Source organism: Microbulbifer regidiadema (SeqCode) (genome assembly GCF_052466995.1).
The window spans coordinates 978,023-995,242 of record NZ_CP174297.1; the positions used below are offsets into that span (position 1 = coordinate 978,023).

General features: G+C 50.0%; 10 protein-coding genes. 8 read left to right on the forward strand and 2 right to left on the reverse strand.

Annotated features, from left to right (window positions below; all coding sequences use genetic code 11):
• The first annotated feature begins 6 nt into the window (after positions 1-6).
• The 5 genes from ACJJIK_RS04060 (at position 7) to ACJJIK_RS04080 (ending at position 9,913) form a co-directional block, all read left to right on the forward strand.
• Positions 7-2,280 carry a class I SAM-dependent methyltransferase gene (locus ACJJIK_RS04060; protein ID WP_444931038.1) on the forward strand — a complete coding sequence of 758 codons (2,274 nt, stop codon included), beginning with the start codon at positions 7-9 and terminating at the stop codon, positions 2,278-2,280.
• Positions 2,270-3,376 carry a Gfo/Idh/MocA family oxidoreductase gene (locus tag ACJJIK_RS04065; RefSeq protein WP_444931037.1) on the forward strand — a complete coding sequence of 369 codons (1,107 nt, stop codon included), beginning with the start codon at positions 2,270-2,272 and terminating at the stop codon, positions 3,374-3,376. Before ACJJIK_RS04060 ends, ACJJIK_RS04065 begins: the two co-directional genes overlap by 11 nt.
• Before the next feature lie 75 nt (positions 3,377-3,451).
• A complete protein-coding gene (locus ACJJIK_RS04070) occupies positions 3,452-4,339 on the forward strand; it encodes an ABC transporter ATP-binding protein (RefSeq protein ID WP_444944300.1) in 888 nt (295 codons plus the stop codon).
• Positions 4,336-7,749 carry an ABC transporter permease gene (locus tag ACJJIK_RS04075; protein ID WP_444931035.1) on the forward strand — a complete coding sequence of 1,138 codons (3,414 nt, stop codon included), beginning with the start codon at positions 4,336-4,338 and terminating at the stop codon, positions 7,747-7,749. The genes ACJJIK_RS04070 and ACJJIK_RS04075 overlap by 4 nt, the downstream gene beginning before the upstream one ends.
• Positions 7,750-7,768: 19 nt before the next feature.
• A complete protein-coding gene (locus ACJJIK_RS04080) occupies positions 7,769-9,913 on the forward strand; it encodes a TonB-dependent receptor (protein WP_444931034.1) in 2,145 nt (714 codons plus the stop codon).
• A 120-nt stretch (positions 9,914-10,033) separates the two neighbouring features.
• Here the strand turns inward: ACJJIK_RS04080 and ACJJIK_RS04085 are convergent, their stop codons facing one another.
• Entirely contained in the window at positions 10,034-10,717 is a 684-nt protein-coding gene (locus tag ACJJIK_RS04085) for a VOC family protein (RefSeq protein ID WP_444931033.1), read from the reverse strand.
• Positions 10,718-11,297: 580 nt separating this feature from the next.
• On the opposite strand from ACJJIK_RS04085, the gene ACJJIK_RS04090 reads away from it, so the two are divergent.
• From ACJJIK_RS04090 to ACJJIK_RS04100, 3 genes are all read left to right on the forward strand, one after another.
• Entirely contained in the window at positions 11,298-13,007 is a 1,710-nt protein-coding gene (locus ACJJIK_RS04090) for a S8 family peptidase (protein WP_444931032.1), read from the forward strand.
• A gap of 126 nt (positions 13,008-13,133) precedes the next feature.
• A complete protein-coding gene (locus tag ACJJIK_RS04095; RefSeq protein WP_444931031.1) occupies positions 13,134-13,283 on the forward strand; it encodes a GNAT family N-acetyltransferase in 150 nt (49 codons plus the stop codon).
• A gap of 799 nt (positions 13,284-14,082) precedes the next feature.
• A complete protein-coding gene (locus ACJJIK_RS04100) occupies positions 14,083-15,783 on the forward strand; it encodes a S8 family peptidase (protein ID WP_444931030.1) in 1,701 nt (566 codons plus the stop codon).
• Positions 15,784-15,917: 134 nt separating this feature from the next.
• On the opposite strand, the gene ACJJIK_RS04105 is transcribed toward ACJJIK_RS04100, so the two are convergent.
• Positions 15,918-17,171, reverse strand: coding sequence for a tyrosine-type recombinase/integrase (locus ACJJIK_RS04105; RefSeq protein WP_444931029.1), 1,254 nt, complete (start codon positions 17,169-17,171; stop codon positions 15,918-15,920).
• Positions 17,172-17,220: the final 49 nt, after the last annotated feature.

Here is a 17,220-nt window from a genome sequence, read left to right on the forward strand (position 1 = left end):
ACTGTGATGAAAATAGAAGCAATAGCAGCAAATATTTTAAGTGGTTTGGAACAGTTGGGTGAAGATCCGGCATTATCACTTGATGGCAATGACTGGAGTGGCAGTCAGGTGCTGTCTTGGACTGGTTCCGTGGTTGCAAAGCTCAGTGAGCAGCTTGCAGAACAGGGCTCACAGCGAGGCCAAACACTACTCTGGCAAGCTGAAAATTCTGGGAATGGATTGCCTCTGCTGATGCACCTGGTGGCACTAAGGCTGGGCATCGGGTTTGAACTTGTGTCTGAGGCGAACCCAGAGAAGGATTGCTTGACCTTAGAGGTACAAATCCCGAATGGGCTAGAAGGCTATCGAGGTGAGTTTTCGGTATTGCTGGCAGAAAACATCCCCGTGGAGACAAACCTTACCTTAATCAAAGCGCAGCAAGAAGCTCTGGGGCCTATTCAGGGAAAGGTCGCCGTATTTTCTCCGCTCAATGAATTTGCTCGCTTTGGTATTTTCGCAGCATGGAGTTGTGGGCTGCCTGTGCGATTGCAGGACCCCGCTATCAACCCAGCTAAAGCGCTGGTTGCTCTGGAGCGCTCAGGGTTTTCCGGCGTGGTATTGACGGCAACTTTGCTAAAAGGCTTGGTCGCACACCCGGCATTGGCCCTGACCAATCTCAAAAGCCTGCAATGCCTATTGTATGAAACCGATGTCTTGCTATCACAATCGTTGTTGCGGGATATTCAACGCTTATTGGCAAACGATATTTCCGGTTGGGTCCGTACCGATAAAGGTATAGAACCCGTTGCAAAGGTCCAGCAAGCCCAGACCCAAAAGCTTGCGACTCTTGTCGAAAGTGTGGCGAAACACCCTGCGGTTGCCAGCTCCGTGACAATCCCCCTTGCTGGAGAGAATCGCTGGGCGGTCTTTGCGCAGCCCAAAATGCAGGCAGAGGCCAGTAACCTTGATATGGCGGGGTTGTTCGAGCGAATTAATACCGAGCTGGATGCGGAATTTGCCCATATTGATTTGGAACATGCGGTAAAGGTTACGGAACAACTTAACGCTACTGCTTTGCTATCCATGCTGAATGCTTTCAGCCACCTGGGATTGTTTTGCGATCGACATTCAGTACACAGCTTAGCGGAAATACTTGAAGCCCCTCCGGTGGCTCAGCAGCACCGAGCTTTGATCAAGCGCTGGATCAGGGTTTTGCAGGAGCAGCAGTTACTAAGTACTGATGGCGAGTATTGGTTGCTTGAGGTAGATCCAGACAGCTACAGTGATGCTGCCCTGGCTATGGCATGGACTCGGCTGGAACAGGAATGGCGGATGCTGTCTGGAGCCAGTAAAACGATTGATTACGCCCGCGCTAACGCGGAACAATTACCGGATCTGATTCGGGGTAAGGTTCAGGCTGTGCATCTGTTGTTTCCTCGTGGAAGCACTGAGCTGGCTAGTGCACTTTATCGGGAGGGTATAGCGGCCAGGTACCAGCAGCATTCAGTAAGAGCTTTATTGAAGTCCATCTTAAATAACTGGGAAGGGCAGCAACAGACTCTGAAAATATTGGAAGTTGGTGCTGGCACTGGGTCGACTACCCAGGCTCTACTGCCAGTGTTGGATGGTGTCAGTGGCCATATCAACTTTGAATACCAGTTTACGGATATCTCTGCGGCTTTTCTCGATAGCTTTTTCGCAAAACATGGGGATCAGGAGCAGCGCCCCTGGTTGCACCGTGGATTGTTTGATATTGATCGTTCACCGCGCAGCCAGGGATTTTCCCCCAATAGCTTCGATGTAATTATTGCCGGCGGTGTTTTTAACGCCGCCCGCGACACAGATGCATCATTGCGCAGGGCAGCCGAGTTATTGCGCCCTGGTGGCTGGTTCATTATGACGGAGCCAACCAGTGAGGAGTTTTGGGTGATGGCATCACAGGCGTTTATGTTGGTGGATGCCGTCGATGAGCGCACAGATACCGGTGCAACCTTCCTGTCACTTTCCCAGTGGCACAACGCCATGGATGCCGCCGGCTTACAGCTGGTCATGGATTTGCCTGCCTCCGAACACCCTTTGTCCAGACAGGGGCACCGCTTCTTTGCCTGTAGAGCCAAGCAACATCAAATGCGACTGTCAGCAGATTGCCTGGCCGAATATCTCGATCACTTTAAGTCAGAAATCTATATCGAAGTTTTGGACAAATTGCCTTTGACTCTTGAGGCGCAAATAGATAAGGACCAATTAGAGAAATGGGCCGTGTCCATGGCTGAAAACCGAGGAGAGTCAAATGGGAGTTGATAACCGCAAGCGGGTTGTCGTTGCAGGGACAGGTTTTGGTCGTATTTATCTCGAAGCCCTGACATCGTCCAGATTACCCGGCCGAGAACATTTTGAACTCTCTGGATTATTGGCTCGTGGCAGCGATTATTCCAGGAGCTGTGCCGAGCAATATGGAGTACCGCTCTATACCGAGGCAGAGCAGGTCCCCGATGATATCGATATTGTGTGTGTTGTTGTGCGTTCTGGTGCAACCGGGGGCGAGGGTTCTGAAATAGCACAATCGTTTCTTAAACGAGGCATTCATGTATTGCAGGAGCATCCGGTCCACACCAAGGAAATTACCGCCAGCCTGCTAGCTGCAAAGCAGGGGAATTCGGCCTATGCCGTTAACACCCTCTACCCCAATTTGCGCCCCACCAGGCAGTTCCTGGCTGCGGCAGAATACTTGCGTCGGCACCAGCGCCTGGAAATGATCGATGCTATTTGCAACAGCCAGATGGCCTATCCGCTATTGGATGTTATTGGTCGTGCAGTGGGAGGGCTTCGCCCCTGGTCTTTTAGCGAGCCGGTGCAACCAGAGGGCCATCCTTTTCAAAGTCTGTCGGCTACCTTTGGTGGTGTGCCCATGACTTTGCGTATTCAGAATCAGGTTCATCCACAGGACCCTGATAATCATTCCCTGCTATTACATCGGCTTGCTATAGGTGGCGAGGCTGGGGTTTTGACTTTGACTGATACTCACGGCCCCGTGCTCTGGAATCCCAGGTTGCATTCACCAAGGGACCAAACCGGCCGGCTTATTTTAAAGGGTGAGGGTACAGAGCGGCTGGCCGTTCCTAGCATGGTTACCCTGGGCGATACGGAAATGCGCAGTTACCACGATATTTTTGCCCTCACTTGGCCGGAGGCGGTTATTGAGGCTCTGCACTCCCTTTGTACTGATATCGCACAACCCGAGAAGCGCAAGCAAAGTGGTCAATGGGCATTGAGTGTCTCAATGGCGTGGAGTGATTTAACGGCCCGAATCGGTATGCCGACTTTGATCCAGCCAGGGGAACCGGAGCCGGTATCAATTCAGGCACTCGCGGATATTGTCGGTCAGGCTTGCGACTAGAGTTTTAAGAAAACACGAACAGCACAAAAAAGTGATTACGGAATTTTTACTTATAAAACGGGGTTAGGAGGAGAGATGCAAAATCAATCAGGGTTGATCATCGAAGGGCTCTTTAAGACATATAAAAATGGGGTGAAGGCGTTAAACGGCGTTAACTTGGAAGTTGGCCCCGGCATGTACGGATTACTTGGACCTAATGGTGCCGGGAAAAGTAGTTTGATGCGTACCTTGGCTACCCTGCAAACCCCGGACAGTGGTCGGATCATGCTGGATGGTGTGGATGTGCTGGCAAACCCGGACTTTATGCGCAGTAAACTGGGCTATTTGCCGCAACATATTGGCGCCTATCCTGGAATTGCAGCGCGGTCATTGCTGGAGCGTTTTGCCTGGCTCAAAGGCTTCACCGAAACAAGCGCAAGGCGCCATGAAGTGGATAGGCTATTGGAGCAGGTCAATTTGGCCGATGTAGCCGATCGAGCCGTATCAACCTATTCCGGCGGTATGCTGCGTCGTTTTGGTATTGCCATTGCATTGATTGGCGAGCCGCGCCTGATCATCGTTGACGAGCCAACCGCTGGCCTGGACCCGGCTGAACGCAATCGCTTTCACTGTGTTTTGGCGGATGTCGCGGCGGATGCCATTGTATTGCTCTCTACTCATATTGTTGAAGATATCGAAAACCTGTGCCAGCGCCTGGCCATATTGGCCTCTGGGCGTATTGTTGTTGAGGGCACAGCCCCGGAGGTCACAGACCCTCATATAGGCAAGATGTGGCAAGCACTGATTCCCCGTGGCGAATCACTTCCCGCATCCCTGCACAATATTGCCAGACCCGATGGTACCCAGGTAATCGTACACGGGGAAAAACCCGCAGACTCTCGTTTTACTGCCCACACGCCTCGCCTGGAAGATATTTATCACTTGGCTATTGAGCAGGTAAAAGACCAGCGGGAGGCTGCATGAACAAGCTGGCGCTTATTGCCCATGAGGCAAAGCTGGAGATAAGAGCCGGATTTAGCAGCGGCATCGTGGCTTTAGCCTTCTGGGGGCTGGTGATCTACCTGCTTCTGAATTTGGTCAATGCCGACTACATGCAAAAAATGGGGGCCACAGATATTCCCCGGAACTCACCATCACTCATTTACCTGATGGGTGCGGGATGTATGTTCTTTCAGTTTTTTGCCTGGGCCTGGGTTTTCTCGCAGCCTATATTGCGGGACCGCAAAGCCAGTCTGCATGAAGTGATCTATACAACACCGAATTCCCTGAGCGTAATGCTCTGGGGGCGGTTTCTTGGCGCAGCGGTAATAGGAGCCATATTAAGTGCATCTGCGCTGGTAGGGTTTTTAGTCTCGCCGGTATTGGTGTGGATGGGCTTGCTGCCCGAAACAGCGATTGGCCCAGCGCCCTGGAAAGCCCTTGGCTTTGCATGGATCTGGTTACAGATTCCCGCGAGCATCGGTATTGGTGCTCTGTATTTTGTCGCTACGCTGCGAACCCGCAGCCTGGCCGGTCCTTTTGGGCTCGCAGCGGCTTTAATGATGTTGTGGATGTTTGCTGTGATCGTTCTTCGGGGTGGCAATATTAATCCGCAGCTGGCTGCGGTTATGGACCCCTCGCTGTTTACTTTCGTTTATACGGAGGTTACTTCCTGGACACCACTGCAAAAATCAACCTCCCTACTGCCGTTTACTTTGGGTTCGGTACTGAATCGAATTCTATGGTGTCTTGTTCCTTTGCTTGCCTTGGCGGCTTGCCTGAAATACTTGCGAAGGGAAACACTGGTACTGGAAGGGGCTGCCAAACCTGCCCGGGCGAAGGCCGCTAAAAAGGCAGCCACTCGCAAGGTTAAAGATTTCTCTCCATCTAAGCCCGATACCGCATCGGTTGGCCGCGCTTTGCGCCAACTCATGCTGGAAGCTCGCTGGAGATTACTTCACGTATGGAGTAGTCGTGCTTGGTGGGTCGGTGTTGCGGTCCTGGTAGTAATGGGGGTAGCCAGCTCGTTTACCCAGATCATCTGGCACGCTGAAGGGCCCATGGCACCGCGCTTGGAAATGCTGTTACCGCTTCTTAAGGATGTTATTTTCCTGGTTATTGCTTTTGTAATCGCCGCATTGACTGGCTTGGTGTGCCGTAGGGATCAGGTGCCCGGGTTTGACGACATGCTGTCTGCAACCCCCGCGCCCGACTACACACGATTATTTGGCGTTGCCCTTACCGTATTCGCCATGACCTTGCTGTTGGCCCTGTTGCCGGGTCTATCGGGCATTATTGCTGTGCTTCTCACCGCTCCGGCATCTGTCGATATCGTACAGGCGTTCACTTATCAATTGCTGATAGTGACAGCTCCTTTATTGGAGTTGTCGATGATGGTGCTTTTGGTGCATGCACTGTTCCGCCATGCGGGCTTTGCCTATTCCATGTCAATGTTTGTGACCTTTATCCTGGTCCTCAATCATGAGCTGGAGCTGGTGCATTACCCGCCCTATGAAGTGGGTATCACTGCTCATATTCAACTGTCAGCACTCAGTGGCTGGGAACCCTGGATCGGTTATTTATTGGCCTTGGATGGATTTAAAGTTGCGCTTGCCCTATTGATGATCGGCCTGGCTGCTCTTCTGATTCCCCGTGGACTGGATAGCCGCATGTCTCAGGGTTTTGCCCTGATACGTTCACGTCTTATGGCCCCTCAGGGTGCCCTGGTGGCTTGTTCTGCTTTATTTCTTCTCGGTCTCGGTTCTGTATTGGGAGATAGGCTGGTAGTGCAGGGCGGGTATCAATCACCAGAGCAACTCAAACAAGAAGATGCCCTCTGGGAATCTTATTGGCTGCCGAAAGCGAGTGGGTTTGAGGTGTCCGGTGGTGAATTGAATATCAATATCAACCCGGATAACCAAACAGTAGAAGGTGAGTGGTTATTGCATAAAGTTCATGTCGAAGGGCAGGGCTTGCAGTTTGAATTACCCCACGGATTTGTATTGGTTAAGGCCTTAGTGGGCGGGCGTGAAGTCACACCGGATCAGCGTTACGACCATATGTCGCTGCCAATATCAGGCTGCTCTGAACAGAGTTGTAACATCAAACTGTTGTGGCAAATGACGGCGCCGGGGTGGTCCGCAGAGGGAGAACCCTCAGGGCTGACTGCCAGTGGCGTCTGGTTACAAGCGAGCGATATTGTTCCGCGTATCGGTGTTGACCCCGAGCGTATCTTGCGTGTGTCAGCGGAACGTGAAGCGCTGGGCTTGAACCCTGAGTTCAGCCTGCCGGCTTCACAACTGGCCACAACCCTTGAGGGCGCGGCCCCATCGGGGGACTGGCGTTGGCAGATCCAAATCCAAAGGGATGATAAAAATGTCTTTAGTGAGCAGGGGAGCACTCATGGCCCCTTGGATTTCTCCATTCAATGGGCACCCAATACGAAACTAGCGGTATTCGATGGGTTTGATATTTCCCATGATTCCGATCGTTCAAATATGGTTTCCGCCATTGCTAAAGACGTTGGGCAGATGCAGGCCTGCGTGAGCCAGCGGCTGGGTACTGATATCGAAATTAAACGGATTGCCCAATGGCCAAGAGGACTTGGAGAGACACGGGCCAGCGGTAATTTGCTGCAACTGTCCGAGGGGCCTCATTGGGATATCGCCGATGAAGGTACAGGGCGCTGGCTGCGACGGGTCGATATCGCCCGAGCCTTGGCCCGCCAGCATTTACTGGAAAGTTCGGACTTACGACGTATTGCCGGCTCCGCGTGGCTCAGCGATGGAGTTTCTGGAGCGATTGGCCTGCTTTGTGTAGCGGAAATCGACGGCATCGAAGTGCTTGATGATGTGCTGGTTCGATACTCCGATAAGACGACCAGAGACTTGGCTGGCAGTGAGGTACCCGTTGAGCGCTTAAGCACCGCACCGATTTCCGGTTGGACTCGCTACTACGCGCCGGTGGCTGCACTGGATTGGACGCTTCTGCAATCTCCTGAGTCCCTGTCCGCGTTACTCGATGACATCAAGCAGCAGAAGAATATTGAAAATGTACTGAGCGCTTATGTCGGTGAGACACGGACACAAAATATGCTCGGGGCTCCTCTTTCGTCAGGTTTAACAGTCGAGTATTTGAAAACAGGTCAGATCCGTCTGGATGGACAGCGGTGGCGCTGGGAAAAAGGCGGGTGGCAATCTGTAACTGAAACTTCCAGTTATCGTTTGTTAGCCGATATTAATAAGTTGGATGCAAAGGTCATCGCTGGAAATGCACTGATTGATCGCTTGCTCTCCAAAAAAGTATTGGCCCTGGATATTTGGCCATCCTATCAGCGGGACCCTGCACAGAATTTACTGGCTGAGAGTTCTGAAGTTTTGAACAATGATTTATAGGTAGAAAGGAAATTAATTAATGCTCAGCTTTATCCGGGATAAAAAAGAACTCAGCAAACAGATTTCATTGTTGTCCGCAACTTTAATATACGCCTCTGGGGCCTATTCTGCGACGGAAAACGCAGATAATGAGACTGCTTCCGAGAATGCGATGGAAGTTGTCGAAGTCACTGCACGGCATACGAAAGAGAAAGCCAAGGATATACCCTTCAGCTTAAGTGTTATTGGTGAAGAGGAGTTAAAAAATCGACTGCACCTCAATATTGAGGATGCTTTGCGCAGTGCACCTGGGGTAGATGTCTACTCTTCCAGCGGTGCGGTGGATGCAAATATCCGCATCCGTGGTGTTGGCTCTCTCAACCAAGTAAACAAAGATGATGGCTCTGTGGTGGTGAACCTTGACGGTGTTTCTATGCCGGCAGGGAATGTATCCCTCGGGACCCTGGATATTGAACGCCTGGAAATATTAAAAGGCCCGCAAGGGACTTTGTTTGGGCGTAACAGTGAAGCAGGGGCGATCAATATTACCACCCAGAAACCGACTGAAGAATTTGAAGCTTATGGGCGCATTGAGCTGGGTGAAGACAACCAGAGCCTCTATGAAACTGTAATCAGCGGCCCGTTTTCTGAATCACTCCGTGGTCGCTTGGCAGTACGTCACACCAGTGAGGATCACTGGGTTGAAAATACCACTAACGGTGAGCCAATGACCGAGCCTGAAGATCTGGCTTTCCGGGGGAGCTTGCTATGGGATTTGGGCCCAGAGACCTCTGCTTTATTTATCGCAGAGAGGCAGCACCAGGAAGGCTTCCTGAACTTGCAGTTGTTGCAACCTTTTGGCGATGATCCGAGCAGTGAACATACCTTGGGGGCATTTGACGATAACGAGAAAACAGTTGAGCGTTTTTCTACAGAAATCAATCATCAACTGGGTAATAGTCAATTGACCTCAATCACCGCATTGGTCGACACAGATTTTAGTTACCTAACCGGATTTGATCAGGAGACAGCCACAGCTGTTTTTAATTTCCCGGTGGAGTATCTCCGTGGCGATAGCCAGGATGAACAAACTATCAGCCAGGATCTACGCCTGTCCTCACTGCCTGATGCATCTACTTTCTGGGTAGTTGGACTCAACTTGCAAGATAGTGAAAGAAGTTTCGATTCGATTGATTTGGTGTCCTACGCCAAGCAATACCGGGATTATGAAACTGATAGCCAGGCTATTTATGGTGAGACAACACTTCCTTTCACTGAGTCCCTGAAATTTACAGCAGGGTTACGTTACACCCAAGAAAGCAAGGGTTACACCGGTGAATACGCCAGCTATGGTATGGATGGCAATTACTACATCTCGCAAGATCAGAGAGATTTGGATGATAACTATATCACTGGACGATTAGCTCTCGGTTACTCCCTGAGCGAGTCCATAAATCTTTACGCAGTGGCTGCACGGGGCTATAAATCCGGTGGCTTCAATGACTTTGCTACTCAATCAGCGGATAGCTTGGCCTACCGACCGGCCACTGTCGACAGCATTGAGGTAGGCATTAAGAGTGAACTAGATAGTCTGAATCTCAGTGGTGCAGTGTTCTTTAACTCAATAGAAGATGATCATTTACTCGGTTTTGACTTCTCAACCTATTCATCTGCTGCTGTAAATGCAGATACAGAGACCTTTGGTGCGGAGTTTGAAGCCGATTGGTTTATTACTGAACGATTTAGTATTGCTGGAGGATTGAGTTTCCTGGAAACGGAAATTACCAATGATGTTTATGGCGTTTCTGGTGGAGATGTTATGGCGGGTAATGAAGTACCCGATGTACCCAGTTGGAGTGCAAGCCTGGCATTAAACTACTACCAGCCGTTACCAGACTTTATGGGTTTAAGCACACCAGCTCTCAATACTAACCTGACCGTTCGCCACGTAGATGAGCGCCCGGCAGATGCACAAAACCACTTCGACCTGGATGCTTATAGTAAACTGGATCTACGTGTAGCCTTGCAAACTGATTCGATGGAACTCTACCTGTTTGCCGATAACCTGCTGGATGAGCAGTATCAGCTATACGGTTACACTAATGCGATATTTGCCCCTGATGCCAGAATTGGAGCTCCGTCAAAAGGGCGTCGTGCAGGAATTGGAGCACTCTACCGCCTGTAATGAGGTTACGACAGCTTAGTTAATGGCTGTTATTTATAGCTCAGTGGATAGTGAATCAATCTCTTTATTAGATTGATTCACTAATTAGGGAGACTCGGAGCAGATCCGAGTCTTCCTAGCTTAGCTTACAGGGTTGATTTTACTTCCATGCAATAGAGTAGGGTCCAAGTTTTCTTTCAGCCCGCTAACTTCTATGCCTGTAACTTTGGTTGTGGAACCGGGTTTAATATTAAATATGGAATCTTGATTGGTTAAACATTGCACAGACTGCCAGTCCTGCTCACTGACTTCCATATGTACTTTCGCCAGACCTGTAGCACCATTTTTATGATGTGTTTCTTGTGGATACTGGGGCGGATTGTATGGGCTCACTAAAAATGGCAGTCGCTCAGAGCGAGGATAAACAAAGCGGAAACTGGTTTTTTCTCCGTTTGGCTTGGTGCGGCGCCAGGGAACCACTCGCCCAGTTTGAACCCCTTCACGTTTTACTCGTGAAAGATCATTATCAAAATCATCGCTAACTAAGGCAACATCACAAAAACCCTCTCCTTCTTGTGACCAACGTATCATCCTGCGTCCTGCGCCCCGGCCGGCAAAGATATCAATCAGCCACTTGAAGTAATGCGCATTGGCAGGGGAGGTCAACAATTCAATGATTGCTCCTTCACGAAACCAAATGTGGGCGTGCTGGGCGTTTTTTTCTTTTGTGGCATAATCCACGGAAAAGCCGAGCTGGCGGAAATCTCGTACAGCCTGATGTATATCCTTAACCCAGAGTAAAACGTGGCTACAGCGTGTTTTCATAAGAGTACCTACATTTAAAGATGGTGTTGCTTTTTTCTGTTTTTTTTATTTTAAATGGTGATTGTTAATTGAATGCGTTTCAGTTTCGCCTCGTTAATTTGGCAGCTATATGTTTCTTATAGTATCCAAAAGGATATTCTTGCCGCAAGAAAATTAACCACATCCACTCAGGGATAGAAGTTTCAACCTGTGATGCTGAATGCCTTTCTGGATGCCTACCAGGAATAGGGTGAATTTATAAATGTTTTATGCGAGCTTCCCCTGTGATCTACACCACACTTTTTTCACAGGAAAATTTTCACCGCATTTCATCTTCTAAAAATCATAAAGTTGTCACCATAAGCCACCTTGCGCTCGGTTTTTTTTTCTGAGGTTAATAATTGCCAAGTCGTTATACATTTGTATCGGAGTGAAACTCTGGTACCAGCCTCATCTCGTTCAAATAAGCAGTCTAAATTTCGACGTTTTTAGTTTTGCCTTTGGTCAACTTATTGGGCTGGAATGAGGTGATTCAGGAGTGGCCAGATATTAAAATATTATTTGATATCTGGATAAATACAACCTCGGAGAAATGACAATAATGAAATTATCATTGAAAGTTCTTTTGCAGAAGACAGCTCTGGCGAGTGTATTTTCTTTATTATGCACAACGCCTTTCTCTGTCTATGCAGAAGAGACGGACAACACACTGTTGACTGATCGCATCATTGTTAAATACAAGGAGAGCGCTAAGGTTGGGCAGGCCGCAATCATGACTGAGGAGATGGTTGAAAAAGCCTCTCATCAAGCGGGCTACAAGGTACACCACCTGCGTCGTATAGCAACTGGAGCCCAGGTCATGCGCCTGGAAGAGCGAAAAAGTAAAGCTGAATTAAATGCAATTATCGACCGCCTAAAACAGGACCCGGATGTGGAGTACGTAGAACCGGATCTGCTTATGCAAGCGATGGCTGTCCCCAATGATCCAAGCTACCTCAATCAATGGCACTACTATGAATCCACTGGCGGCTTGAACCTTCCGACCGCCTGGGATACTTCCCAGGGTAATGGAGCCGTGGTTGCTGTACTCGATACCGGTTATCTTCCCCACGCCGACCTAGCGAGCAATATTTTGCCTGGCTATGACATGATCGATGATACCTTCGTTTCTGTGGATGGCGACGGTCGCGATAGCGATGCCACCGACCCAGGGGATTGGTATAGCTCTGGCACCTGTGGTGGTAGCTCTTCAAGTAATAGCAGCTGGCACGGCACTCATGTTTCCGGCACTATCGCCGGGGTCACCAACAATAATATAGGCATCGCCGGTGTCGCCTATAGAGCCAAGATCGTTCCTGTCCGTGTACTTGGTCGTTGTGGTGGTTACACTTCAGATATTGCCGATGGCATCGTCTGGGCCGCAGGCGGTTCTGTCAGTGGTGTGCCGAATAACTCCAACCCTGCCGATGTACTCAACATGAGTCTCGGCGGCAGCGGCAGCTGTGGTAATACCACGCAAAGTGCCATCAATACCGCTCGCGGCCTCGGTGCGACAGTTGTTGTAGCTGCTGGAAATAGCTCTGCGAATGCAAGCCAATACACTCCCGCCAGCTGTGATGGAGTGATTGCTGTTGCTGCGACCAACCGCAGTGGAGGTCGCACTTACTACTCTAACTTTGGCAATGTGGTAGATGTTGCAGCGCCGGGTGGAGAGCAGAGCTTTGCAAATGATTCTGATGGTGTTCTCTCCACCTATAACAATGGCGCTACAGATCCCACCAGTGATAGTTACTATTATATCCAGGGTACCAGTATGGCAGCTCCTCATGTCGCTGGTGCTGCGGCATTACTCTATTCCGTAGATCCCAGTTTGACCCCGGATGAAGTTGAGTCAGTTCTCACCAGTACTGCAAGGAACTTTCCAGCTTCGTGCAACAGTTGTGGTGCCGGTATTGTGGACGCAGCAGCTGCTGTAGCAGCAGTTAACGGCGGTGGTGGTGGTGGCGGTGACGGCTGGACAGAGACGAACCTCTCAGGCAGTCAACGCAGCTGGAGTGACCTGTTTACTATCGAAGTCGCGGCGGGAACCTCCAGCCTCAGTATTGAGATGTCCGGTGGTACTGGGGACGCTGATGTCTATGTACGCCACGACAGCTCCCCTACACGGCGCAGATATGACTGCCGCCCCTACCTTTCCGGTAATAATGAGACCTGTACCTTTAACAACCCGGACACCGGCACCTGGTATATCAGAATCTATGGATATGAATCCTACAGTGGTGTAACCCTGGAGGCGGAAACAACTCCATAATTGGTTAGCCAGCACTAACAAAAAGACCGGCATATGCCGGTCTTTTTGTTAGTGCCAATTTTTTAGTCGCTACTTAGGGGAGAGATATTCCTGTTTAGGTTAAGAGGGGAGGGCTACACCGCCCAAGTGGTTCACTCTGCGGCTATTTATGCCGGTGGCAATTACGGGGTAATCGAAGAGCTTTATATTGAACCTGAATTCCATTACAAACGAATTGGCAGGGAGCTGCTGGAAAAAGTTGTCAGCCTTGCAGCAGAGGGGGATGGCCACGATTAGAGGTTAGTACCCCGGTCAAAGAAGCATAGATTTTTATTTAAGAGAGGATTTTTTTGGCGAACTCGGCAGGGGAATGATTGAAACTAGAACGGTAGCACTAAAAGTGAGCCATCTTGAAAGCTCTGTGAAACAGGTTTTGAAATTTACAGTTGCCGCCCCCTGAAAAGGTTGACTTATCTCCTACTCAAAGACAAGGTATTTCAGCCTTAAGTATTAACTCGACAGCGATTCTGAAAGACTATTCCCTCTATACTCTATAGAAATCCCTTAGAAGGCTAACCTGCAAACCGGGAGCTTAAACAGCTAGTTCAACGCATTTTCTCTTCACCCCACCGCATTATCTGCACATCCGAGGGCGATAGACCAGAACCTTGAGATTAAAATTAAACAGTGAGCTCTAGACCCAACCCCCCTTAATTTCCATAAGAAATAATAATGATCTTTCTTTATCTGAGGCTCCGCAAAACTTTTGTTGTAGCCCCGGCAAATCGCAGAAAACTTTTCTTCGAAAAAGCTATACCCTCCGAAATTTTTATTAAAAAAATAAACCTGTCGCCATATACTACACGACCTTCAACATCTCCACTGAGGGTAATAATTTCTAAGTCGTTATACATTTGTATCGGGTGGAACCCTGATGCCACTCTCGCCTCAACTGACTAAATGGCTTAAGTTTTGATCACTCTTTAGCTTTTACTTTTTTAGATTTATTTAGCCAAGGCGGGGTAGTTCAGAAGTAGCTGGATGTCAAAATCTTATTTTACATCTGGGTAAATACAACTTCGGAGAAACGACAATAATGAAATTTTCATTGAAAGTTCTTTTGCAGAAGACGGCCCTGGCAAGTGCATTTTCATTGTTATGCGCAACGCCTTTTTCTACTTATGCAGAAGAGGCGGGCAGCGCACGGCTAACGGATCGTATCATTGTTAAATACAAAGAGGGCGCTAAGGTTGGGCAGGCCTCAGTCATGGCTGAGGAGACAGTTGCAAAAGCCTCCCGACAAGCCGGCCACAAGATGCATCACCTTCGCCGTATAGCGACTGGTGCTCAGGTTATGCGCCTGGAAGAGCGGAAAAATAGAGCTGAATTGAATGAAATTATCGACCGTTTAAATCAGGACCCGGATGTCGAGTACGCAGAACTGGATCGGATTATGCAACCGATGGCTGTCCCCAATGATCCAAGCTACCTCGATCAATGGCATTACTATGAGTCTACCGGTGGCTTGAACCTTCCGACCGCCTGGGATACCACCCAGGGCAGTGGGGCGGTGGTCGCTGTAATCGATACCGGTTATCGTCCCCATGTCGATCTAGTGGGCAATATTTTGCCCGGCTATGACATGATCGATGACACCTTTGTTTCTGTGGATGGCGATGGTCGCGATAGCGATGCTACCGATCCTGGGGATTGGTATAGTGCCGGCACCTGTGGTGGTACCTCTGCAAGAAACAGCAGCTGGCACGGCACTCATGTTTCCGGCACAGTCGCCGGAATTACCAACAATAATATAGGCATTGCCGGTGTCGCCTATGAGGCCAAGATCGTTCCTGTGCGTGTACTTGGCCGTTGCGGTGGTTACCTTTCAGATGTTGCCGATGGCGTTATCTGGGGGGCGGGCGGTTCTGTCAGCGGCATACCGAATAACGCCAATCCTGCTCACGTACTCAATATGAGCCTCGGTGGTGGTGGCAGTTGTGGCACTACAATGCAAACTGCGGTTGATACCGCTCGCAGTCTCGGCGCCACAGTTGTGGTCTCCGCCGGCAATAGCAATGCGGATGCGAGCCTATTTACTCCTGCCAGCTGTAATGGTGTTATTACCGTTGCTGCAACCAATCGCAGCGGAGGCCGCACTTACTACTCTAACTACGGTAGTGTGGTAGACGTTGCAGCGCCGGGCGGGGAACAGAGCTTTGCAGGCGATCCTAATGGCGTCCTTTCCACTTATAATGCTGGCGCTACAGACCCCACCACTGACAGTTACAATTTTATCCAGGGTACCAGCATGTCTGCCCCCCATGTCGCTGGTGCAGCGGCATTGCTCTACTCCATAGACCCCAGTTTGACCCCGGATGATGTCGAATTGATTCTCACCAGCACGGCGAGGAGTTTTCCGGCTACGTGCAATAGTTGTGGTTCCGGTATTGTCGATGCAGCAGCAGCCGTAGCCGCAGTGGGTGGCGGTGGCGGTGGTGATGACGACCTGGAAGAAACCAACCTTTCCGGTTCCCGCAATGATTGGCATCACTTCGCCATCAACGTTGATAGCGGCGCTTCAATCCTAAGCGCCATGTCAGAAGATGGCACTGGAGATGCCGACCTCTATGTCCGCTTTGGCCAGCAACCCACCCGTACAGCGTACGACTGCCGTCCTTACCTGTGGGGCAATGATGAGAGCTGTACGATCAATAACCCAGCCGCCGGCACCTGGTACATCAGCATCCGCGGCTACTCTGCCTACTCTGGCGTTACCCTGAGAGCCAACTCTCAGTAATTAAGTGCCCCCGATTCTACAAATAGCTGCTTGTAGAACTGGGGGATAGCGCCAATCAGTCTGTTGATTGGCGCTATCCCTTATCAATTCCCCGGCACATAGCCGAGGCCCGCCAGCAGAATAGGGCGCTAGTATTACCGCTCCTCTTTAACCCGCTTACTTTTTCCGCTTTCATGCCGCTCTCGCATATCGGAATCAATATAGCGATCAGTAGTAGCCATACTGGCATGGCCCGCATCGTCGCGGACATGCTCGCGAGGACGGTACTTCACGTCTTCAGAAATACCCGTATGGCGTAGCCAGTGAACCGTGGCCGCCTTGAGGTCTTCAGCATCTTCGCCCAGACCTTCCTCAACCATACGCTGATGCGCGGCATCAAAGCAGTTTTGTACAATCAAGCGCACCTGCCGAGTACTGGTAACAGGGCCTTTGCCGCGGGACTTTTGCACTAGGGGTGTCTGCTCATTGATAGTGGGCAGAGTAGGGAGCTGCAAATAGTTTCTATATCGCTTCAAAGCCTTGAGCATTTCATCACAAACAGTGATTGCACGACCTTTGTTGCCCTTACCGGTAACGTGAAACCACCAGTTTCCGTCGCGATCTTTCTTAAAGTCCCCCATAACCGGTGCCGATCTTTCATCGGCAACCAGCTCAGAGATTCGCAAGTACATAGCGAATAGGGCGTTCATAATAAATAATGTTCGCTCGTGATCTGCCGGCGATGCTTCGGCCATAATTTCCGCAGTTTCCAGGACATAGTCCCACTGTAAGTTGCTGATACGGCGTACAACCTGGCTTTGTTGATCACGCCGTACAAACTTACTTTTCTGGCGAATCAGCGCCACAGGGTTTGCCTCTACGAGGCCTTCCTGGTAGAGGAAGTCAAAAAAGGACGACAAGGCAGTAAAGATGCACTTGATCGCGGCCTGGGATGGCCGAAACTCCTTAGGAGAAGCCGTCTTACCTGCGCGAAACTCAACCTTAGAGACACTGACCACAAACGGCCGCCAATCCGCATTCGCAACACGCTCGCCATTTTGCAGTTTAAACCGGGCAACATTTTTAGTCCCAATCCAGGCTATGGGCGGTTCGATACAGAACTGTACAAACTCTTCAATATGCTCCCGTTTGAGAGTCATGATTGAGGTTTCCTCAATGCGCCAGGCCCATTGCAGCAGCCGCTCGAGTTCACGGCGATAACTATTAAACGTTGCCTGGCTACCGTTGTAGCTATAAAGAAACTTAAGCGTGAACTCCAGATCGGTATCAGCACCAGGGATCGGCTTGTCGAGATAACGACTGGCGGAAAAGCTGATACAGCGAAACGGATTTTCAAGGTTGCTCAGGTTGTCGATGATTGGTGCTGGTGGTTGATTGGAGGCAGACATAGAGGTATGAAGTTGTTGTTGGAATGCGGCAAATTATACGGAAAATGGC

What these genes read in the sequence shown, in the direction of transcription:
- ACJJIK_RS04060 (WP_444931038.1), top strand. Translation starts at nt 7, where the DNA reads ATGAAAATAGAAGCAATAGCAGCAAATATTTTAAGTGGTTTGGAACAG.
- ACJJIK_RS04065 (WP_444931037.1), top strand. Translation starts at nt 2,270, where the DNA reads ATGGGAGTTGATAACCGCAAGCGGGTTGTCGTTGCAGGGACAGGTTTT.
- ACJJIK_RS04070 (WP_444944300.1), top strand. Translation starts at nt 3,452, where the DNA reads ATGCAAAATCAATCAGGGTTGATCATCGAAGGGCTCTTTAAGACATAT.
- ACJJIK_RS04075 (WP_444931035.1), top strand. Translation starts at nt 4,336, where the DNA reads ATGAACAAGCTGGCGCTTATTGCCCATGAGGCAAAGCTGGAGATAAGA.
- ACJJIK_RS04080 (WP_444931034.1), top strand. Translation starts at nt 7,769, where the DNA reads ATGCTCAGCTTTATCCGGGATAAAAAAGAACTCAGCAAACAGATTTCA.
- ACJJIK_RS04085 (WP_444931033.1), bottom strand. Translation starts at nt 10,717, where the DNA reads ATGAAAACACGCTGTAGCCACGTTTTACTCTGGGTTAAGGATATACAT.
- ACJJIK_RS04090 (WP_444931032.1), top strand. Translation starts at nt 11,298, where the DNA reads ATGAAATTATCATTGAAAGTTCTTTTGCAGAAGACAGCTCTGGCGAGT.
- ACJJIK_RS04100 (WP_444931030.1), top strand. Translation starts at nt 14,083, where the DNA reads ATGAAATTTTCATTGAAAGTTCTTTTGCAGAAGACGGCCCTGGCAAGT.
- ACJJIK_RS04105 (WP_444931029.1), bottom strand. Translation starts at nt 17,171, where the DNA reads ATGTCTGCCTCCAATCAACCACCAGCACCAATCATCGACAACCTGAGC.